23 protein-coding genes are annotated in these 20,738 nt (G+C 37.8%); 12 read left to right on the top strand and 11 right to left on the bottom strand.

The annotated features are described in order from the left end of the window. Positions 1 to 140: 140 nt before the first annotated feature. Positions 141 to 848, top strand: a complete 708-nt coding sequence (gene pgmB / locus BG04_RS11125; RefSeq protein WP_034648227.1) for a beta-phosphoglucomutase — start codon at positions 141 to 143, stop codon at positions 846 to 848. A gap of 88 nt (positions 849 to 936) precedes the next feature. Continuing rightward, positions 937 to 1,806 carry a Cof-type HAD-IIB family hydrolase gene (locus BG04_RS11120; RefSeq protein WP_016765955.1) on the top strand — a complete coding sequence of 290 codons (870 nt, stop codon included), beginning with the start codon at positions 937 to 939 and terminating at the stop codon, positions 1,804 to 1,806. Positions 1,807 to 1,839: 33 nt separating this feature from the next. Here the strand turns inward: BG04_RS11120 and pdxK are convergent, their stop codons facing one another. Continuing rightward, a complete protein-coding gene (pdxK, locus tag BG04_RS11115) occupies positions 1,840 to 2,664 on the bottom strand; it encodes a pyridoxine/pyridoxal/pyridoxamine kinase (RefSeq protein ID WP_025752452.1) in 825 nt (274 codons plus the stop codon). A 497-nt stretch (positions 2,665 to 3,161) separates the two neighbouring features. Here pdxK and BG04_RS11110 point away from each other — a divergent pair, with 497 nt between their 5' ends. After that, a complete protein-coding gene (locus BG04_RS11110; RefSeq protein ID WP_230586499.1) occupies positions 3,162 to 3,851 on the top strand; it encodes a hypothetical protein in 690 nt (229 codons plus the stop codon). A gap of 62 nt (positions 3,852 to 3,913) precedes the next feature. Here the strand turns inward: BG04_RS11110 and ald are convergent, their stop codons facing one another. Together ald and BG04_RS11100 are read right to left on the bottom strand one after the other, a co-directional pair. After that, positions 3,914 to 5,047: an alanine dehydrogenase gene (ald, locus tag BG04_RS11105; protein ID WP_013059863.1), complete on the bottom strand. Its 1,134-nt coding sequence runs from the start codon at positions 5,045 to 5,047 to the stop codon at positions 3,914 to 3,916. Between the two features lie 252 nt (positions 5,048 to 5,299). Next, positions 5,300 to 6,535 carry a PucR family transcriptional regulator gene (locus BG04_RS11100; RefSeq protein WP_034648233.1) on the bottom strand — a complete coding sequence of 412 codons (1,236 nt, stop codon included), beginning with the start codon at positions 6,533 to 6,535 and terminating at the stop codon, positions 5,300 to 5,302. A gap of 395 nt (positions 6,536 to 6,930) precedes the next feature. Between BG04_RS11100 and gndA the strand changes: the two genes are divergently transcribed. Further along, entirely contained in the window at positions 6,931 to 8,343 is a 1,413-nt protein-coding gene (gndA, locus tag BG04_RS11095; protein ID WP_034648234.1) for an NADP-dependent phosphogluconate dehydrogenase, read from the top strand. 42 nt (positions 8,344 to 8,385) lie between these two features. Here the strand turns inward: gndA and zwf are convergent, their stop codons facing one another. Both zwf and BG04_RS11085 read right to left on the bottom strand, forming a co-directional pair. Continuing rightward, a complete protein-coding gene (gene zwf / locus BG04_RS11090) occupies positions 8,386 to 9,888 on the bottom strand; it encodes a glucose-6-phosphate dehydrogenase (protein ID WP_013085508.1) in 1,503 nt (500 codons plus the stop codon). A 305-nt stretch (positions 9,889 to 10,193) separates the two neighbouring features. Then, complete coding sequence (locus BG04_RS11085) at positions 10,194 to 10,640, bottom strand: staygreen family protein (RefSeq protein ID WP_034648235.1); 447 nt, start codon at positions 10,638 to 10,640, stop codon at positions 10,194 to 10,196. 177 nt (positions 10,641 to 10,817) lie between these two features. Between BG04_RS11085 and BG04_RS11080 the strand changes: the two genes are divergently transcribed. From BG04_RS11080 to BG04_RS11070, 3 genes are all read left to right on the top strand, one after another. Beyond that, positions 10,818 to 11,492, top strand: coding sequence for a uracil-DNA glycosylase (locus BG04_RS11080; protein ID WP_013085506.1), 675 nt, complete (start codon positions 10,818 to 10,820; stop codon positions 11,490 to 11,492). Positions 11,493 to 11,607: 115 nt separating this feature from the next. Then, complete coding sequence (locus BG04_RS11075) at positions 11,608 to 11,913, top strand: YwdI family protein (protein ID WP_230586500.1); 306 nt, start codon at positions 11,608 to 11,610, stop codon at positions 11,911 to 11,913. A 15-nt stretch (positions 11,914 to 11,928) separates the two neighbouring features. Next, entirely contained in the window at positions 11,929 to 12,300 is a 372-nt protein-coding gene (locus tag BG04_RS11070) for a DUF423 domain-containing protein (RefSeq protein ID WP_013085504.1), read from the top strand. 24 nt (positions 12,301 to 12,324) lie between these two features. On the opposite strand, the gene gerQ is transcribed toward BG04_RS11070, so the two are convergent. From gerQ to hemQ, 3 genes are all read right to left on the bottom strand, one after another. Further along, the gene (gene gerQ / locus BG04_RS11065; RefSeq protein WP_034648237.1) at positions 12,325 to 12,804 is read right to left on the bottom strand and encodes a spore coat protein GerQ; all 480 of its coding nucleotides are present in this window, start codon (positions 12,802 to 12,804) and stop codon (positions 12,325 to 12,327) included. A gap of 26 nt (positions 12,805 to 12,830) precedes the next feature. Continuing rightward, on the bottom strand, positions 12,831 to 13,253 hold the full coding sequence (locus tag BG04_RS11060; RefSeq protein WP_016765947.1) for a cell wall hydrolase: 423 nt from the start codon (positions 13,251 to 13,253) through the stop codon (positions 12,831 to 12,833). 179 nt (positions 13,254 to 13,432) lie between these two features. Further along, positions 13,433 to 14,176: a hydrogen peroxide-dependent heme synthase gene (hemQ, locus tag BG04_RS11055; RefSeq protein WP_013085502.1), complete on the bottom strand. Its 744-nt coding sequence runs from the start codon at positions 14,174 to 14,176 to the stop codon at positions 13,433 to 13,435. Between the two features lie 276 nt (positions 14,177 to 14,452). Between hemQ and pta the strand changes: the two genes are divergently transcribed. Next, positions 14,453 to 15,424: a phosphate acetyltransferase gene (gene pta, locus BG04_RS11050; RefSeq protein ID WP_034648238.1), complete on the top strand. Its 972-nt coding sequence runs from the start codon at positions 14,453 to 14,455 to the stop codon at positions 15,422 to 15,424. A 32-nt stretch (positions 15,425 to 15,456) separates the two neighbouring features. Here pta and lipL read toward each other — a convergent pair whose 3' ends face one another. Beyond that, the gene (gene lipL / locus BG04_RS11045; protein ID WP_034648239.1) at positions 15,457 to 16,308 is read right to left on the bottom strand and encodes an octanoyl-[GcvH]:protein N-octanoyltransferase; all 852 of its coding nucleotides are present in this window, start codon (positions 16,306 to 16,308) and stop codon (positions 15,457 to 15,459) included. Between the two features lie 128 nt (positions 16,309 to 16,436). Further along, positions 16,437 to 17,111 (bottom strand): RsfA family transcriptional regulator, encoded by a 675-nt coding sequence (locus tag BG04_RS11040; protein WP_013085499.1) that lies wholly within the window; start codon positions 17,109 to 17,111, stop codon positions 16,437 to 16,439. A 201-nt stretch (positions 17,112 to 17,312) separates the two neighbouring features. Between BG04_RS11040 and BG04_RS11035 the strand changes: the two genes are divergently transcribed. From BG04_RS11035 to BG04_RS11025, 3 genes are all read left to right on the top strand, one after another. Further along, positions 17,313 to 17,537: a YuzB family protein gene (locus tag BG04_RS11035; RefSeq protein ID WP_013059850.1), complete on the top strand. Its 225-nt coding sequence runs from the start codon at positions 17,313 to 17,315 to the stop codon at positions 17,535 to 17,537. Positions 17,538 to 17,730: 193 nt separating this feature from the next. Then, entirely contained in the window at positions 17,731 to 19,038 is a 1,308-nt protein-coding gene (locus BG04_RS11030; protein WP_013059849.1) for an HD domain-containing protein, read from the top strand. Positions 19,039 to 19,061: 23 nt separating this feature from the next. Further along, on the top strand, positions 19,062 to 19,571 hold the full coding sequence (locus BG04_RS11025) for a YwgA family protein (RefSeq protein ID WP_013085498.1): 510 nt from the start codon (positions 19,062 to 19,064) through the stop codon (positions 19,569 to 19,571). A 46-nt stretch (positions 19,572 to 19,617) separates the two neighbouring features. On the opposite strand, the gene BG04_RS11020 is transcribed toward BG04_RS11025, so the two are convergent. Further along, the gene (locus tag BG04_RS11020; protein WP_013085497.1) at positions 19,618 to 19,803 is read right to left on the bottom strand and encodes a 2-hydroxymuconate tautomerase; all 186 of its coding nucleotides are present in this window, start codon (positions 19,801 to 19,803) and stop codon (positions 19,618 to 19,620) included. Between the two features lie 274 nt (positions 19,804 to 20,077). Between BG04_RS11020 and BG04_RS11015 the strand changes: the two genes are divergently transcribed. After that, positions 20,078 to 20,722, top strand: a complete 645-nt coding sequence (locus BG04_RS11015; protein ID WP_016765944.1) for a site-2 protease family protein — start codon at positions 20,078 to 20,080, stop codon at positions 20,720 to 20,722. Positions 20,723 to 20,738 lie beyond the last annotated feature (16 nt).

Below are 20,738 nucleotides of genomic sequence, written 5' to 3'. Positions count from 1 at the left end.
TTTGAAAAATTTATTCATGAATCATAAATGATGAAAAAATTTTTATGATAAAGTGAACAATATCAACGGTATTTTAACATGATGGAATGTAATAAAAGCATTCAAATAATGGCATAAAGACAAGTACAGAGGAGGATAATATGAAAAAAGAAGAGCTACAAGCGATTATTTTTGATTTAGACGGTGTTATTGCAGATACGGTACATTTATATTATAAAGCAAATAAAAAAGTAGCAGATCAACTTAACGTTTCATTTTCTGAAGAACTCAATCAGCAGCTGCAGGGGATCAGCCGAGTGAAAACTGTAGAGCTCATTGCTGCCCAAGGCAATGTACATCTGACAGTGGAAAAAAAAGAACAGCTTGCTGATGAAAAGAATAAGCATTATCAAGCATTAATAAAGGAGATGACAAAGGATCATCTACTTCCAGGAATACAATTGTTGTTAGAGGATTGTAAAAAACAAGGTATTAAAATGGCGATTGCTTCTTCTAGTTCAAATGCAAATACTGTAGTGGATGCGTTAGGAATACGTCCTTTTTTTGATTGCATTGTGGATGTGAGAAAAATAAAGAAGGGAAAACCAGACCCAGAAATATTTTTGACAGCTGCTGATCAATTAAAAGTAACACCCTATGCATGTGTGGCCATAGAAGATGGAGAGGCGGGTGTAAAAGCTATTAATCAAACAGATATGGTTTCTATCGGCGTTGGTAAGCATCTGAAGGAAGAGGATATGAATTTTCACGTATATTCAACAGCTGATTTGTGTTTAAAGACGATCAAAGAGGTTTTCGAAAAAGCAAGAAAAGGAACAGATTATAACAGCATGTATACAAAAAATTAGTAAATCTTTTACATGCAAGTAGCAAAGCGCAAAAAAACATATGCTAGAATAAAATAAGAGAGCAAAGATACATAGGAAGGGGTACATCATGATTAAATGTATTGCGATCGATATGGATGGAACTTTAGTAAATAGTGAACAAGTTGTAAGTAAAGAAAATGCCCAAGCGATTAAGACAGCTCAAAAGGCAGGGGTGGAAGTTGTTGTTGCTACGGGACGTTCTTATGAAGAGGCCCGTTATGTTTTAGAAGAAGCAGGACTTCATACATATTTAATTTGTGCAAACGGAGCAGAGCTTCGGAATCCACAAGGAGAAAAACAATATTCAGTAGGCATGACGATGGAATCTATTCGCGAAGTAGAGGGTGTTTTTAAGAAGTTTCAGTTGTACTTTGAAGTCTATACAAGTGAAGGCACGTATTCAAATGACTATGAAAAAGCTTTGTCGGTATTAATGGATATTTATTTAAGCGCTAGCTTAAAAGATAATTATGAAAAATCGTTAGAAGCGGCAAAAGAGCGTTTCAATAGCGGCAGAGTAAAGCTTATTGAAGAGTATGAAGCGTTATTTCAAGATCCAAACAAGGACATTTATAAGCTGCTTGCTTTCTCTTTTGACGAAGAAAAGTTAGAACAGGCAAAAATAGAACTTGTGAAGTTAGATTCGATTGCAGTCAGTGCATCTGGTAAAGAAAATATTGAAATAAATGATGAAAATGCTCAAAAAGGAATTGCGGTTACATCATTTGTTCAAGAACGCCATATTTCTTTAGAAGAAACGATGGCCATTGGAGACAATTATAACGACGTATCGATGTTTCAGCGAGTTGGACGTGCTGTAGCGATGGGGAATGCCCCTCAAGAAATTAAAGAGTTTGCCCATATCGTAACAGGAACAAATGACGAGCACGGCGTAGCTCAAGCTATTTTAAATGCGCTTGAAACAGTTAAACAATAAGCAAACTAAAAAGCATGCCTTTAGGCATGCTTTTTAGTTTGTTACTTTCTCCTTGTTACGACGGTATGCACCGTGATTTGTCGGTCCAACATATTGATTTAAAGCAAATGAATGACGAATTGCTTCTGTAATAAATTCTTTTGCTGTATAAATAGCTTGTTTGACGTCACTGCCTTTTGCCAATTCAGCAGCAATCGCAGCTGAGTATGTGCATCCAGCACCGTGCGTAAATGTTGTCTCAATACGTTCAGACTCTAAGATCTCAAACGTTTTTCCATCATAAAGCAAATCAATTGCTTTTTCATGTTCCAATTTACTTCCGCCTTTAATCAATACATATTCGGCACCAAGGTCAAAAATCTTGACGGCTGCTTCTTTCATTTTATCGACCGTTTTGATAGGACCAAGTCCGCTTAATTGACTAGCTTCAAATAAATTAGGGGTTACAACTGTTGCTTTTGGAACTAGTACATCACGCAAGCTGACAGTTGTTTCCGGGTGAAGCGCTTCGTCTTCTCCTTTACATACCATCACAGGATCTACTACGACATTTTTTAAACCATATTCTTCAATTGTTTTTGCGGCTAGTTCAATAATTTCCACTGAGCCAAGCATACCTGTTTTTAGAGCTTGTACGCCTACGCCTTTTACAATTGTTTTCAACTGCTGTTCAACAGTTGAAACTTCTTGCGGAAATACGTTATGAGACCAGCTGTTATCGGGATCCATTGTTACAATTGTTGTTAAAGCTGTCATTCCGTAAACACCCAGTTCTTGGAATGTTTTTAAATCCGCTTGAATGCCAGCTCCGCCGCTGCTGTCAGAACCTGCAATGGTTAATGCTTTATTCATTGTCATAAAAAATCCTCCCGTATTTTAAGTTCATAGAGAAAATAGAGTAAAACTTCCACCAGTCGGTTTTTAGCTACCCAATGTGTTTTAGATAAATTTCTTCCATTCACTTTTCACTTTTTCTTTTATTTTATCGCTTTTAATGTAGATATTCAATTTCTAAAAACTGTATGAATCCTAAGTGTAATTTAGAATTATTATGACTGACTGTGAAGCATGAGTTAAATGAAAGTTAACGAATGAAATGTAATGTGGCTTGAACATTTACTTTGCATAAACTTAAGGGTAGCCACCTTCAGAAGTAATCGTATGCTAAAAAACCTCTTATTAAAAGGCTTTTTACCTTATGGTACAAGCACTCTTTTTCTTAATGAATAAAATAAATAGAAACTTAAGAAAGGGTGATTCACATAAAAAAACATTCTAATCATGACAGTTATAAAGACGATTCGTATGCTTTCAATAAATCACAACCTCGCAAAAAAAACCACAAAGATTATTATATGAATTCAAATTTAACAAATGATCACTTCAGAACTGTTAAGGCAGGCACTTTAAATGTTTGTATAATTGTATTACCAGGAGCTAAAGTTGATCGAAACTCTACAGATAATCAGTCTATAGTTCCCAATCGTGTAAAAAGAGACATAGCCGCTGCTAATAAAATATGGAAACAATACGAGAAAAACCGATTAATCCAAGGTGTTACATTTACTATTACACGTTCAGTTGTTTTTTTGGAAAACATCAGTGGCATTGTTAGTAATGCGGAAAATTTTCCAATTGGAGGGGCTAGTCATCTTACAATGGTACAAGCAATGCTTAAAACTGGCCGAAAAGTTTGTCAAAATGCTGATGTGTATGTATTTTACATGAATGGAAATAGATTTGGGCCTGTTAATTTTGATTATTCATCTACTCTCGCTGTAACTTATAATTCTTTTCCGCTTATTATTATGACAAATGCAAGTACAGATGAGTATCTTCTCGCACATGAATTGGGTCATTTTATGTTTATTACGAATCGGTTTAACGAGACGGATGATCCAGAACCTTTTCATGAACTAGATGGAAATCATAATAGAACGCCTAGTAACCTTATGTTTCCTACTCCTGAATTCTGGCCAATAGTACCGGAGATTACCAGTGAACAGATACACAAAGCTTTAAATAGTCGTGTTTTTTATAGCTAATTGTTGTTCATGCAAAATAAAAACGCCCTTAACAGCGGGTTAAGGACGTTTTTCACTATTTATTAGATAGAAGCTAATTCTTTTTCAAGAGCTACGTCTACTGATACATAATCATAACCTAAATCATGTGCAACTGCTTCGTACGTAATGGCTCCGTTTGCAACGTTCACTCCTAATTTTAACGCTTCGTTTTGAGCGATTGCTTTGTGAACACCTTTAGAAGCAATTTGAAGTGCGTAAGGTACGGTTACGTTTGTTAAAGCAATTGTTGATGTGCGAGGAACTGCTCCCGGCATGTTTGCAACTGCATAGTGTACAACGCCGTGCTTTTCATAAGTCGGCTGATCGTGTGTTGTAATGTGGTCGATTGTTTCAACGATACCACCTTGGTCGATTGCTACGTCAACAATAACAGAACCTGGCTTCATTGTTTTCACCATTTCTTCTGTTACTAGTTTTGGAGCTTTTGCACCTGGGATTAATACTGCGCCAATCACTAAATCTGACTCCGCTACTGCATCCGCAATATTATAAGGGTTTGACACTAGCGTATTGATTTGGTTGCCAAAGATATCGTCTAATTGACGTAAGCGTTCAGGACTTAAATCAATAATTGTTACATCAGCACCGAGACCGATTGCGATTTTTGCAGCATTTGTACCAACACCGCCGCCTCCGATAATCGTTACTTTTCCGCGGCTAACTCCAGGAACACCCGCTAGTAAAATTCCTTTTCCACCGTTTGATTTTTGAAGGAATTGTGCACCGATTTGAGCAGCCATACGTCCTGCTACTTCGCTCATAGGCGTTAATAGAGGCAATGTACGATTTACTGCTACTGTTTCATAAGCAATGGCTGTTACGCCGCTATCTTTTAATGCTTTTGCTAGTGCTGGTTCAGCTGCTAAGTGAAGGTATGTGAATAAAATAAGACCTGGTCTAAAATAGCCGTATTCACTTGCTAGTGGTTCTTTTACTTTCATAACCATTTCAGCTTGTGCCCAAACGTCAGCTGCTGTCTCAACAATTTCAGCTCCAGCCTTTACATAATCTTCGTTTGTGAAGTTACTTCCAATACCCGCTTCATTTTCAATTAATACACGATGACCTGTACCAACAAATGATGCTACGCCTGCTGGTGTAATCGCTACTCGGTTTTCGTTGTTTTTGATTTCTTTTGGTACGCCAATAATCATGATTAATTTCCCCCTTGGTCGTTTGTGTATCTTTAGTATAAAGAAAGTTTTATGAAATTTCTTTGTCTAGAAAGAAGAATTGAATAAGTGGTTTTTGTTTAAACACACAAATGTAACCGCTTACTTATCAGAATTTTTAATTTTTGTGTAAGGTAATCTAACATCACAAAGAAATAAAAAGTGAAAAAAAGAGCTATTCGTTTATTGGGAAATAAATGAATAGCTCAGTGTTAAAAAAAGTCACATCATCTGTTATTTTTTATATTTCATTAACTTAATATCAATATAAAGAGTTATTTTTTGATTAACGTCCTTTAAGTTAATATCACCAATCTCTGAAATTCGCTTTAATCGATAGCTAAGTGTATTCATATGCACATTTAATTCTTTTGCTGCTTCGTTAATGTTATTATCATTATTTAAAAATACTTCGAGAGTCTCCACCAAGTTGCTATTATGACGAAGATCGTAATCAGTTAGCTTCTTTAAAGAATGATTTTCAAATTGATCGTGCGCGCGCTTCTCTAAAATAACATCAAGAAATTGATAAATACCTAATTCCTGATAGTTAATAATCTCTTTCGTTTCTTCTGGAAACTTGCTTTTCATATCTAATACGTTCAAGGCTTCTTTATAGCTTTTTTCGATATGATCGTGCGATGAATAAATACTGCTGCAGCTGGCTTTAATTTGAGTAACATCAAAGCGTTCATACATATTGCCTCTAAAATAGTCTACAAAATCTCGCTGTTCATCGAGAGGGTTTTCAACCGCATCCAAAGAAAGCAGTAAGATTAAGTCATTGCAATCAATCGTATAAAGAACGATTTTTAAGCGATGCATCGTTTTTAGCATATACGAGATTTGACGTTCAGCTTCAGGCGTAATATCCTCTTGGAAGCGGAAGATAGCAATGGAAAACGTTGATGGAGCTGTAATTTGCGCTTCATAAAACGCTTCTGAAATTTCTTGGCGAGACTTAATGTGACCAGTTAATAGTTTCCAGAAAAATTCCTGTGAACGTTCCTCTCGTTTATACTTTCGAATTTGAAGCTGTAGCAATTTATTTTTTAATACATTCGCAGCTTTTTTTAATAGCTCTACTTCTTCGTCGCCTAAGGCTTTCTCAATTTCAACAGCCCAGATGAATCCTAGAACTTCCTCATTTTTCCAGATGGAAATAGCTATACGATCTCCAAGCCCAATTTCATTTATATTTTTCACACGCACAGGTTCATTTGTCTCAAGCAGTTTAGGAATAATGCCTTCTTTCCATAAGTTGTTGATGACCTTTTCCGGAACTCTTCTTCCAATAATCGTGGCAATACGCGCCTGGTCCGTTCTTTCGTCATGGGTGCTATAAGCTAATAAGCGATGATTAGCATCTTCAATGGTAATAGGACAGTTCAATACTTCGCTAATGCGATCAGCGAATTCTTCAAGCGTATCAAAATTTTCCTTGAACGGATCTTTGATTGGTTTCGTCATATATAAAATCCCTCTTCATAAAACAAAATAAGTACTAGTACAGCTTTTTAGCTACAATAAATATAGTAAAACGGTAACAACCGTGTTGATCATCAATTCATTGAAATGATTAACTGCTTAATATTTTAACAAAAGTAATTGTTTAAGAAAATGTTAAAATGCGTCTAAAGGTAGTTAAGAATGTACGGATGATTAGTAACTGCGTTCATTTCGCTTATTTTATCGAAATTTTCTTCAAAATAATCAATGTTCGGTGAGCATGATTCTTTTCAAATGTGTATAATAAAACGTATGATTATGGTTATATCAAACTTGAATCTGTAACTTTCTTTATGATATGTTCAGTTACGATTAGGTTGACCAATTCATATTACACATGAAGGGAAGAATTTAACATGGCAAAACAACAAATCGGTGTTATCGGTTTAGCGGTTATGGGGAAAAACTTGGCGCTAAACATTGAGAGCAGAGGCTATTCTGTTTCAGTTTATAACCGCTCTCCTGAAAAGACAGAAGAGTTCCTAAAAACAGAAGCAGAAGGTAAAAATTTTGCAGGTACATACAGTGTGGAAGAGTTTATTAATTCTCTTGAAAAACCGCGTAAAATTTTATTAATGGTTAAAGCTGGTGCTGCTACAGATGCAACAATTGATTCGTTAAAACCATACTTAGAAAAAGGCGACATTTTAATCGATGGCGGAAATACATTCTTCCAGGATACAATTCGTCGTAACAAAGAGCTAGAAGAATTAGGTATCCATTTCATCGGTACAGGCGTATCTGGCGGAGAAGAAGGCGCATTAAAAGGACCTTCAATCATGCCTGGCGGACAAAAAGAAGCATATGAACTTGTAAAACCAATCTTAACAGCTATTTCAGCGAAAGTTGAAGGCGATGATTGCTGCACATACATTGGACCAAATGGTGCAGGTCACTACGTAAAAATGGTTCATAACGGCATCGAGTACGGCGATATGCAGTTAATTTGTGAAGCATACTTCATTATGAAAAACGTATTAGGTTTAGAAACAGATGAACTACATGAAGTATTTGCTGAATGGAATAAAGGCGAGCTAGATAGCTACTTAATTGAAATCACAGCTGATATCTTTACGAAAAAAGATGAAGAAACAGGTAAAGCACTTGTAGACGTTATTTTAGACACTGCAGGTCAAAAGGGTACAGGTAAATGGACAAGCCAAAGTGCGCTTGATTTAGGTGTACCACTACCAATCATTACGGAATCTGTATTTGCGCGCTTTATTTCAGCTATGAAAGAAGAACGTGTAAAAGCAAGCAAAGTATTGAGCGGTCCAAATGCAGCTGCATTTGAAGGTGATAAAACCGAATTAATAGAAGCAATCCGTAAAGCATTGTACATGAGTAAAATTTGTTCATATGCGCAAGGGTTTGCTCAAATGAAAGCAGCTTCTGAAGAATATGACTGGAATTTACAGTACGGTGATATTGCAATGATCTTCCGTGGTGGTTGTATCATCCGTGCACAATTCTTACAAAAAATTAAAGAAGCTTATGATCGCGATGCAGATCTAACAAACTTATTATTAGACCCATACTTCAAGGATATCGTAGAAGGCTATCAGTCCGCTCTTCGTGAAGTTATTTCAATTGCCGTTAAACAAGGTATTCCTGTACCAAGTTTCTCAAGTGCATTAGCTTACTATGACAGCTACCGTACAGAAACGTTACCGGCGAACCTTTTACAAGCGCAACGTGACTACTTCGGAGCTCACACATATCAACGTGTTGATAAAGAGGGCGTATTCCATACTGAGTGGTTAAAATAAAAAACAAGAAAAGCAGCTGTATACTACAGCTGCTTTTTTTATTTACTCTTTAGGTGAGAAGTTGTCTTCTCCGACTGGCCACCAGTGGAAACCGTCTTCAGCAAGTAATGCGTCTGATTCTTTTGGTCCCATGGAACCTGATTCGTAGTTCGGGAAGTTTTGTGCTTTTGTGCTTTCCCATGCTTCTGAAATGGTATCAACAAATTTCCAAGAAAGGGCTACTTCATCCCAATGAGTAAAGTTCGTCGCATCTCCAAGCATGCAATCATAAATAAGGCGCTCATAAGCTTCCGGTGTATTCATTTTATCTCCACAGTTATTGCAATAGTTCAAGTTAATCGGTGTGGATGATGTGGCACCTGGCGTTTTACGCGCGTTTAAGTGAAGCGTAATGCCTTCTTCCGGTTGGATATGAATGACAAGCAAGTTTGGATGAATTTCTTTATCTTTATTGAAGTACAGGTTCATTGGTAAGTCTTTGAACTGTACAACAATTGTCGTTGCTTTTTCTTTCATGCGTTTACCTGTACGGATATAAATCGGTACACCAGCCCATCTGAAGTTATCAATCATAAGCTTACCAGATACAAACGTAGCGGTATTAGACTCAGGATCAACCGAATTTCCTTCGCGGTAGCCGATAACTTCTTCTCCTTCAAGTACACCTTTGCCGTATTGGCCTCGTACAAAATAATCATCTACTTCATCCACTGATAAAGAGCGAAGAGCACGCAGTACTTTTACTTTTTCACTGCGAATTTCTTCCGGTGTTAATTTAATCGGCGGCTCCATTGCAAGCAATGCCACCATTTGAAGCATATGGTTTTGCACCATATCTCGAAGGGCACCTGAAGATTCATAGTAACGGCCACGGTCTTCTACACCAAGCGTCTCGCTAGACGTAATTTGGATGTTTGAAATGTATTGATTGTTCCACATCGGTTCAAATAGAGCATTTGCAAAACGGATAACTTCGATATTTTGCACCATTTCTTTACCGAGGTAGTGGTCGATACGATAAATTTGATCTTCCTTAAATGCATGGCGAATTTGTTCATTTAATTCTTTAGCAGAAGGATAATCATGACCAAACGGCTTTTCAATGACTAGGCGACTCCAGCCTTCTGTTTGTGTTAAACCTTCATTTTTTAAATTCGAAGCAATTGTTCCGAAGAATTCAGGTGCCATTGCTAGATAGAAAATACGATTTCCAGGCACGTTGTATTGCTCATCAAGGCTTTCTGTTAGGCTTTTTAATTCTTGATAAGAAGCGACATCTGTTACGTCAAACGGTTGGTAATAAAAATGTGAAGCAAACTTTTCAATGTCAGCGTCACTGTTTTTGAAACTGCTCACTGATTTTTTTACATTTTCGCGTAATTCGTCATTAGTCCAAGGTCTTCTTGCGACACCAACAACAGCGAAATCTTCCGATAGTTTGTTCGCTTTATATAAGCGGAAAATAGAGGGGAATAACTTACGTTTTGCTAAATCACCTGTAGCGCCAAAAATTACGATAATGGATTTTGGTTGTACATTTGTCATTACTTCTAGGACCTCACTTTGTCGTAGTTACGTTCAATTTTTTTCCGCTTTAACAGACAACACTTAAATGAAATCTGGGGATTCATTGCCCGTTAAACCCGGCCTTTATAAACAAACGAATGATTGCTTGTTTACCTTTTCCTTTATGTATAGAACTACTAATAAATTGTAACGATTTTAAAGGGTTAACGCAAATAGATTAAAACAATTTGTAGTTATTATTCCATGTTTTTAACAAGTTTAAAAGTATTTTGTTTCGAATACGGAGAAAAAGCTACCGTTATTTTAACAGTAGCTTTTCTCATTTATTTATATTGATACAGGGAACCGATAGATTTTTTTGTTGAAAATGGCAGCTTAGGGCTATCGGCAATGATAAAAATAGGACAGTGCATTAAAAGTGGATGTTTTTCGAAAAAAGAAGCATCAGCGTGATAGATGGACGATAGAATGACAGGGAGCTGTTCTAAAAAGTGAAGGTAGCGTGTAATGGTTTCATCTGTTGATGTATGCGCACCGATGTAATAATACACAGTAAGGGAATAAAAACCTTTATCGAAGACGAAGGATGCTAAATATTCGTTCCGCTCTTTTTGCATATGATCGTAGGCAAATTCAATGCCGATTTGAATGGAAGGAACAGAAGTGTGTTGACCTGGGAAAACGGTGTATTTTCTTGGTATCATCGGTTCAACGGGTGTAACACCCAGGCTGTAGGTTACGTCTATTTGGTGGGGATTGCTAATGATCATATGGAATCCCTCCTTTAATATAAAAATACACTCTTTATAAGTGTATACAAAGTTTCATTGAACATGACAATATTAAAATATGCCCAGGCTCTCAGTATATTTAAAGCAGGCAACGTTTGAGCAGGGGGCAGAGTTTACGATAAAATAACAAAAAAGATTATTATGAGGTGATAAGCAATGAGTATTTTAAAAAATGACTGGGCTCCTTTATTAGAAGAAGAATTTCAAAAAGACTATTACATACAGCTTCGAGAATTCTTAGTGGATGAATATAATCACCACACTATTTACCCTGATAAATATGATATTTTTAACGCTTTACACTATACGGATTATAAAAATGTAAAAGTTGTCATATTGGGACAAGATCCTTATCATGGACCAAATCAAGCGCATGGACTGAGCTTCTCTGTTCAACCAGGAGTAAAAACACCGCCTTCTTTAGTGAATATTTACAAAGAGCTGAAAAATGAAATGGATTATCACATTCCGAATAACGGTTATTTAGTCAAATGGGCAGAACAAGGTGTTCTTTTGCTTAACACTGTTTTAACAGTTAGAAAAGGAGAAGCGAATTCTCACAAAGGAAAAGGATGGGAACAGCTGACCGACCGCATTATTGAATTAGTGGCACAAAAAGAGGAGCCCGTCGTGTTTTTGCTGTGGGGCAAGCATGCACAAGCTAAAAAAGAGCTTATTCATCATTCGCACCATTTAATTTTGGAAAGCCCTCACCCTAGCCCATTTTCGGCTAATCGAGGCTTTTTTGGCAATAATCACTTTCAACGAGCAAATGAGTTTTTGCTCCAACACGGACGTCAATCTATTGATTGGCAAATTGATGATGTGTAAAAGTGAGCATTTCATGAAGATTAGCTTCAGACATAGCCTCCTATTTCATCTTTTGATAAAATAGCTGTATAAAGTCATATTGAATGTAAGATGAGGTGTCTACATGGATATAAAAATGACGCAGCTCCTTGACAAAATTAGTGCAGAAGTACAAAAAGCAAAGCACCATTCGAATAGTGCGAACGTTCGAGATCAATTGGTTGCCATAAAAGCACTGTGTGAGCTTGCATTAGATCAAAATGAAGAGGTTCCAGTATCGAAACCTGTCTCGGTTTCAAAACCTGTGGTAATGTCTTCACCGGAAATTATGCAATCGCCTGAGATTATGCAGCAACAGATTATTCAGTCATCCAAACCTAATTTTGAGGGAACGAAATTGAAATCAGATGATGCAAACGGCGATAGTTTGTTTGATTTCTAAAGTGAGGAGAAAAAAATGAAACTATTTTTAATAATCGGTGCAATCAATGCGATGTTAGCGGTTGCTCTTGGTGCTTTTGGAGCACACGGGTTAGAAGGGAAAATCTCAGAGAAGTATTTAGAGGTATGGAAAACAGGAGTGCAGTACCAGATGTTCCATGCAATGGGGCTGTTTGTCATTGCGTTTCTATTAAACAAATTTCCTCAGTCTTCTTTGTTAACAGCTTCGGGCTGGATTATGTTCGCAGGGATTGTGCTGTTTTCAGGCAGTCTTTATGTATTAAGTACGTCCGGCATTAAAGTTCTCGGCGCAATTACTCCGCTAGGTGGAGTAGCGTTTATTGTGGCTTGGATTTTAATTGTTGTTGCAGCTGTAAAATGGCTATAAAAAAACCCCTGAAAAGGGGTTTTTTTAACGCGGAGAATAATTGCTCAACTGCTGGCCTCCACCGCTAAACGGATAATTATATTTGATTGGACCCTCAAAAGTAATGTAATCGAGATAAACCATAAGCAGTAAATAACGGGTGCCAGTTTGCGGATCACTTAAAATGATATGATCGCGTCCGGCTGCTTCAATTTCTCCTCTAAAGACCTTCGCGTTCCACTGCGTATTATTTTCAAACGTCATATATACAGTCGCTATTTTCCCTCGATTTAAACGTAAAATATTTTCAATATATGATTCTTCAATGGGCAGTTGATTTGGGTCTTGGGGTGCACCACTGCCTCCAGAAGAGGTAGGGGGCGAACCTCCTTGGCTTTGCCCTTGAACCTGCTGGCCTCCTGGTTGGGGCTGCTGCGGCTGAGGCATATAATAAGGGTAGTTTGGACTCATATACGGATTTTGCATATATTGCTGTTGCGGTTGATTAGACTTTGGTTTTTTCATAGGAACCTCCTTCAAACAAAAAGAAATTAGTAAACTCCTGGACAATCAGCTTGAGTTGGTGCAAAGAAACAGTGAGATTTAAATCGTCCTGTGTTATTTTGGTTATACCATTGAGCAGGACAGTCGCCGCTGGGCTTGAAAAACCACAGTGAGTTTTCCGCGGGGTTAAAACGTTCTCCTCTTAATACACGTCGTGCAAGTGTAATTTCAGACTGGCGGGCACGCTGGTAAAAGTAGCCTTTTTGAGTTGCTTCAAATCCGCCTGGGTTTTGAAACACCATCTGACGAATGGTTCTTATATTTCTAAAATCCAAACAGGGAGCTTTAGCGCGGTTCACGCCTACATTTCCTACCAGTAACATCCCTTGTTTTCCTTCACTTTCAGCTTCAGCTCGAATGAGTCTGGCTAGGAGCTTAACATCTTCTTCGTTGTGTGCAACGACTGCCATTATCCCACCTCGCTTACTTGTGACACTGTTGTATATATATGGTCCTGTCAGTGCGAATATGCCATGGCTAGAAAATAAAAAACCTGTTTCCAAGTGGAAACAGGTTTTTTACAGGTGAAGCTCATTGATGTTCATTGCTCTAGGCGTTACAAAAGAGATGAACGCTTTTCCGGCTTAGTTTAAACGTGTAAAAAGCGTGCAATAGCTTCTTCTTTTAATAAATTTCCGACAAAGAAGCTTCCAAATTCCCCGTAGCGAGCACTTACTTCGTCAAAACGCATTTCGTATACTAATTTTTTAAATTGAAGTACGTCATCTGCAAAAAGAGTAACGCCCCACTCGTAATCATCAAAACCAACAGAACCCGTGATGATTTGCTTTACTTTTCCAGCGTATTGACGTCCAATCATTCCATGACTGCGCATTAAGCTGCGTCGTTCTTCCATAGGAAGCATGTACCAATTGTCATTTCCTTGACGACGTTTATCCATTGGATAAAAGCAAACATGACTAGCTTTTGGTAAAGTTGGATATAGTCTAGCTTGGATTTGAGGATTTTCATAAGGATCCTCACCGGCAGGTAAGTAGTTGCTTAATTCAACTACTGATACATATGAATAAGTAGGAATGGTAAACTCAGCAAGCTTTGTTTTATTAAATTCTGTTTCAATTTCATTTAGTTCTTCCATAGTAGGACGAACAAGCATTAGCATAAAATCTGCTTTTTGACCGACAACAGTATATAAAGCATGACTGCCTTGCTGCTCAGCTTCAGTTCCTTTCCATTTCTCAATCAATCCTAAAAATTCATGGATAGCCGCTTGACGATCATCGCTTGATAACTGCTTCCAAGCGCCCCAATCGATTGAACGGAAATCATGAAGTGCATACCAACCGTCTAATGTTTGTGCTGCTTCTGCCATTTCGTTTCACTCCTATTGTCCGATTATGATAAATTCCAATTCTACTATATCATAGTTTGTCCGAAGATCTGGAATGAAAAACCTGTGATTTTGTGACTAAACTTTAAACAATTGTCACAAAGTAAAAACAGGTTTTATTTTAGGTGATAGCGGAAAATTAAGAATTAAAAGACTTTTTTGTAATCATGGATTCTTGAAGGACATGCCTTTGATTTTTAAAAAAAGTGGAGTATCCTATTATGAGAAAAGTTTTTTACATATCGAGGAGGATTTACTTTGAGTGATTTATTTACAGGTTTAAAACAAAAAGTATCAGCTAGCGATGTATCAATCGTATTCCCAGAGGGATTAGATGAGCGCGTATTAGGTGCTGTTTCTCGTTTAGTTGCCGACAATATCTTAAAGCCTATCGTTGTTGGAAATAAAGACGCTGTAGCATCAAAAGCAGCAGAACTAAACGTAAAATTAGACGGTGTTGAGGTTTTGGATCCTCAAAGCTACTCTGAATTTGATGAAATGGTTGCAGCATTTGTTGAGCGTCGTAAAGGCAAGGCAACAGAAGAAGATGCTCGCAAAATTTTATTAGATGAAAATTATTTTGGCACAATGCTTGTTCACATGAACAAAGCTGACGGTCTTGTAAGCGGAGCTGCTCATTCTACAGCAGATACAGTGCGACCTGCTCTACAAATTATCAAAACAAGACAAGGTGTTAAGAAAACATCTGGCGTATTTATCATGGTTCGCGGCGACCAAAAATACGTATTTGCTGACTGTGCAATCAATATTTCACCTGACAGCCAAGATTTAGCTGAAATTGCTATCGAAAGTGCTCGTACAGCTGAAATGTTCGATATCGATCCTCGTGTTGCTATGCTAAGCTTCTCAACAAAAGGATCAGCAAAATCTCCGGAAACAGAAAAGGTAGCAAACGCAGTAGAAATTGCAAAAGAATTAGCACCAAGTGTAACATTAGACGGCGAATTCCAATTCGATGCAGCATTTGTTCCTTCTGTAGCTGAAAAGAAAGCACCAGGTTCAGTGATCAAAGGAGATGCAAATGTATTTGTATTCCCAAGCCTTGAAGCAGGTAACATTGGTTACAAAATTGCACAGCGCTTAGGAAACTTCGAAGCAGTAGGTCCAATCTTACAAGGTCTAAACAAACCGGTAAACGATCTATCTCGCGGTTGTAACGAAGAAGATGTGTACAAGCTTGCTTTAATCACAGCAGCTCAAGCACTTTAATAAAAAAAACTCCGTCCTAGGGCGGAGTTTTTTTATTCGGCTAATGAACCCAATGCTTTTTCGTTGCGGTCATACATGCGCTGCAGCTGCGTCTCAAACAGCTCTTGTTCGGTAGCATTTAAAGGCATATTTACAAGAGAAGAGCTCATGCTATTTAGTGTTTGCAATAAAAGCAGCATGACATCAGAAACGGTTAAATCAATCTGTAATAGCTCAGATAGAGAAGCCATTGTATGGGGCTGGATATCTGGGTATGAAAATTTAGTTTCCGTGTTTTGGAGACCTTTTTTGTAAAACTCTCGAATGAGAGAAGCGCGTTTAGAGCCGCTTCCGTTAACGCATAAGTAAATTTGTACAGCCACTCCGCCGCGAACGCGTCGCTGTGAAATGCCTGCAAACTTTTGATTACGAATGCTTAAATCAAAGCTGCCAGGGCAATAGGAGCCTACGATTTCCTTCGCTTCAATTGCGGTACCGTAAGATGCAAACATGATCTTAATCAAATCAAACATGGCTTCATAGCCACGATCAATATCAATTCCTTTTTCGGCATCTGGAAAAATTAAAGAAATGTTTAGAACATCCTGATCAAGTACGACAGCGAGGCCGCCTGAATTGCGGACGATTGTTTTATACCCTTGTTCATGTAAATAAGCTGCACCTTCAGCTAGGTGAGGGAGCTTTGTATCTTGAATGCCTAATACAATCGTATCGTGATGAACCCATGAGCGCATGACAGCTGGAGATTCACCTTTTCCAACGGTTGTACAAAGCGTGTCATCGATGGCAAAAGAATGACGGGCATCAAAATGAGGACCTAGACTGGATTGATCAATAATACGCCAAGCGGGCTGTGCTAAAAGTTTTAAACTATTCTGCTGCATATCTCAAACCCCTTTATAAACAGTAAACGAACATATTATAGCATAAAGGCGTCATATCATTGTCTGTAAAATAGAAAAAGAAGAAAGAAGAGCCAAGTTTGGCATCTCTCTTTCTTCGTTCGTATAGCTTATTCAGCCATTTTCTCAAGATTTCCGTTACGATCCATTTTAAACGTAGTAGAAGAACGTTCTTCTTCATCAAATAGAGCTAACTTCCGCGCACGGTTCATGATTTGCATTAATGTTTCATAGTCTTCTTGAATAGTAGTAGCATTAGCTTCGAGATGTTTGATTTGTTTTTCCAACTCTGTGTTTTTCTTAGCTAACTCTGCATTTTCTTGCATCAAGCGTTTGTTTTCGCTTTGCAATGCCTGTAAATTGCTCGCTTGATTTGGCATTGTTTGCAAAAAGCGAATAACGTCAGCCATTGAAAGCTCTTCACTGCTGCTTTTTTCTACTTGTGTTTCAGATAAGCTATATGTTGCTGTAGGTGCAGACATCATTTGTTCCACATGCTCTACAGATGCTGGTGGCGTATATAATAATTTCTTTTTGCCTTGCTCTTGTCCAAGTGCACGCATGCGCTGTTTTCGCTGTTTTTTAGCTAGCTGCAGAGCTTTTTCATACTGATGGCGTACCACAGCATTCCATCTGAATCCACATGCTGCTGACGTTCGATTTAATTCATCTCCAACTTCTTCAAACGCATTCAGCTGCGTACTTCCTTCGCGGACATGGCGCAATACTGTTTCAGCTAATAATAAGTCGTTTTCTTCTGTCCAAGCATCTTGTCTATCTTTCACTTTGTTCACTCCTCTATTTTCCATGACTCATAGTAATCATGTTTTGTAGTATCATCATGTACAAAAAATCCATACTTTATACCATTTCTTCTAGGAGTATGATAGATTTTGCTTCTTTCTTTAACTTGCATCGGACTTCAAATAGGGGTAAAATACCCCTTAGACAAAAGGATGAACCAATTTTGAAAGGATTGTGTCAACATGGCAAATGAATTTAGAATTTGTGATGATTGTCAGGCAACAAACGTCAAAACGTTGTTACCTCGACTTAAAAAAATAGATGAACAAGCTGAAGTACAAATCGGCTGCCAGTCTTACTGCGGGCCCGGACGTAAAAAGTCATTTGCATTTGTAAATAACCGTCCTGTAGCAGCGCCAACAGAGGATGAACTAATCGAGAAGATTGAGAAAAAAGTAAAAAAATAGATAGTGAAACAATAAATAGCTGCTTTTCTGCTACTTATTTGTCGAACGAGCTTCTTACAAACAGAATCGCCTTGTTTGTTAGGTAAATCACCTTGGTTGCTTGACAAGGTGATTTTTTATTCTGAATAGGAAAATAGGAAGTGAGTGTCGAAAAATTATAGCAACAACAAAGTGAAGATAGAGAGGTATGTAAATGACATATCCTAATGAAAAACTCAGTGAAGAAAAAGTATTTAAAGATCCTGTTCACCGCTATATCCATGTAAGAGATCGTGTTATTTGGGAGCTAATTGGGACAGCCGAATTTCAAAGGCTGCGTCGTATTAGACAGCTAGGAACGACATACTTAACGTTTCATGGGGCTGAGCACAGCCGTTTTAGTCATTCCTTAGGTGTTTATGAAATTGTGCGCCGTATTATTGATGACGGCTTTCAAGGACGCCCTGAATGGAATGAAGATGAGCGTCTTCTTTGTCTTTGTGCTGCTTTACTGCACGATTTAGGTCACGGTCCGTTTTCACATTCGTTTGAGAAGGTTTTCCACTTAGATCATGAAGAGTTTACCCAAGCCATTATCGTAGGTGACACAGAGGTAAATCAAGTGTTGACGAAAGTAGGAAAGGATTTTCCTAAAAAAGTGGCCGAAGTAATCGCGAAAACATATGAAAATAAGCTTGTCGTTAGTTTAATTTCCAGTCAAATTGATGCAGATCGCATGGATTATTTGCAGCGTGATGCGTATTACACAGGAGTAAGCTACGGTCACTTTGATATGGAACGAATTCTTCGTGTTATGCGTCCTCGGGAAGACCAAGCCGTGATTAAACACAGCGGTATGCATGCGGTTGAAGATTATATTATGAGCCGCTATCAAATGTACTGGCAAGTGTATTTTCATCCTGTTACGAGAAGTGCTGAAGTGATTTTGACAAAAATTTTACATCGTGCAAAAGAGCTCCATCATCATTACTATGAGTTCAAGCAGGAGCCAACTCATTTTTATTCGATTTTTGAAGAAGAAATATCGCTAAAAGAGTATTTGAAATTAGATGAATCTGTTATTTTATTTTATTTTCAAGCGTGGGAAGAAGAAGAGGATGAAATTTTATCTGATCTATGCCGAAGATTTATGAATCGTCAGCTTTTTAAATACATTGAGTTTAATCCGAATTCACAAATGAAGATGTGGATGGAGCTTACAACATTATTTAAAAAAGCGGGTATTAACCCAGATTATTATTTAGTCGTCGATTCTTCGAGCGACTTACCATACGATTTTTATCGACCGGGTGAAGAGGAAGAACGTTTGCCGATTCATCTGTTGATGCCAAATAATGAAGTGCGTGAATTATCACGTCAGTCGGAGATTGTTGAAGCAATTTCAGGGAAAAAGAGAACCGATCATAAATTATATTTTCCACAAGATCTCATTGATCAATTGTCGTCTAAGCGAAAAGTTAAAGATCAGATTATAAACTTACTAAAAGGAGATCAGAGTTAAATAGTATAGGAGTTGAAGGGGCTGTGTTAAACGATCACGCAAAGATTGTGAAAGTATTTTCCGCGGCGGGAGAAGTTGTTGGCAGAAAAAAGTTACAAAAGATGATATTTATCGGAAAAAAACTGAAGTTTCCTTTTTATGAAAAGTATAATTTTCACTTTTTTGGACCTTATTCTGAGGAATTAACGCTTCGAATTGAAGAGCTGTGTAACTTAGGCTTTTTAAGTGAAATTAAAGAGAAAAAAGGCGGGTATATGCAGTATCGCTACGTATTAACAGAAGCGGGAGAAGGATTTTTAAGTCACTATGACTTAGAGCTTCCACACTTGCAGGAATGTATGAAGGATATGAACGAACAAAGCTCTAAATTTTTGGAGCTCGTCTCTACGATTTTATATTTTGATAATTTACCTAAAGAAGAAGTAAAAGAAAAAGTGTTTACGTTAAAGCGTAAGCAAAATTATACAGAAGAAGACATTGCAGAAGCATACGAATATATTGAAAAACTTCAGGCAACTCTGTCTGTGCATTAAAAAGATGCCATAGGTCAACTCCTATGGCATCTTTTTTATGTAGGCGTTATTGATCGCTCATGCGCTTGCCCGCTACAGCGTAATGGTTTTTAGACATTTCTTCGATGATAATGGATACTTTTTCAGGTGATGCACCTGTTGTTTCTACAACAGCATCGGTTACTTTTTCAACAAGAGCTCTTTTTTGATCATCTGTACGCCCCTCAAGCATCTTAACAGTTACAACTGGCATAATGTGTACACTCCTTTTTGGTCAGTATATGATTAGTGTACCCGTTTTCTGAATAAAATGACAGTATGAGGTAGTGATGCAGGTCATAATCTGTAGTATACTTTTATCATAACATCGATGCAGAAAACCAAGTGTGGCCAAAGGGAGCCCATGTCTGGTTTTTGAGACCTTTGAGGCCATATTCAAGAAGCCTTGTATCCTTTTTAGCGTAAGCAAACGTTTTATCTAGTAGATATGATGTGTAAAAATTATTTTAAAATAAAGGAGATAAAGAGTGGAACATTTTTTAGCTTTTTCATTGCAAGACCTTCCTTACGTGGTGATGACCCTTATTGTTGCATTCACACTGCATGAGTTTGCACATGCGTATGTAGCTTATTTATTTGGAGACCACACGGCTAAAAAGCAAGGAAGGCTAACGCTTTCTCCGCTGGCTCATTTAGATCCATTTGGAACGCTTTTGTTAATTATCGCAGGTTTTGGGTGGGCGAAGCCGGTTCCTGTTAATCGCTATTTCTTTAAAAAGCCTCGTTTAGCTGGTATTCTAGTATCGATAGCGGGACCGTTTAGCAACTTGGTGTTGGCATTTATCGGCTTGCTTATTTACTATTTGATGAATAATGCCGCAGTGGACAACGATGCGCTTTATCGTTTTGTTACATTATTTATTCAAATAAACCTAACACTAGGTGTATTTAACTTGTTGCCTTTTCCGCCTTTAGACGGCTACCGCGTGATTGAAGACCTCGTTCCGCCGTCTACGCGAGCTAAAATGACGCAGTATGAGTCTTGGGGTATTTTTGTATTTTTGATTCTTGTGATTACACCTCTGGATCGAATTGTGATCTGGCCGCTTCTAAACGGAGCAGCAACGTTTGTTATGAATATCTTTCAGCAGATATTAGCACCACTGATTTAATGAATAGAGGAGGCTT

Source organism: Priestia megaterium NBRC 15308 = ATCC 14581 (assembly GCF_000832985.1).
Taxonomy (GTDB): Bacteria; Bacillota; Bacilli; order Bacillales; family Bacillaceae_H; genus Priestia; species Priestia megaterium.
Note: the sequence above shows the minus strand (reverse complement) of the source record. Positions and strands in the feature narration are given on the sequence as shown.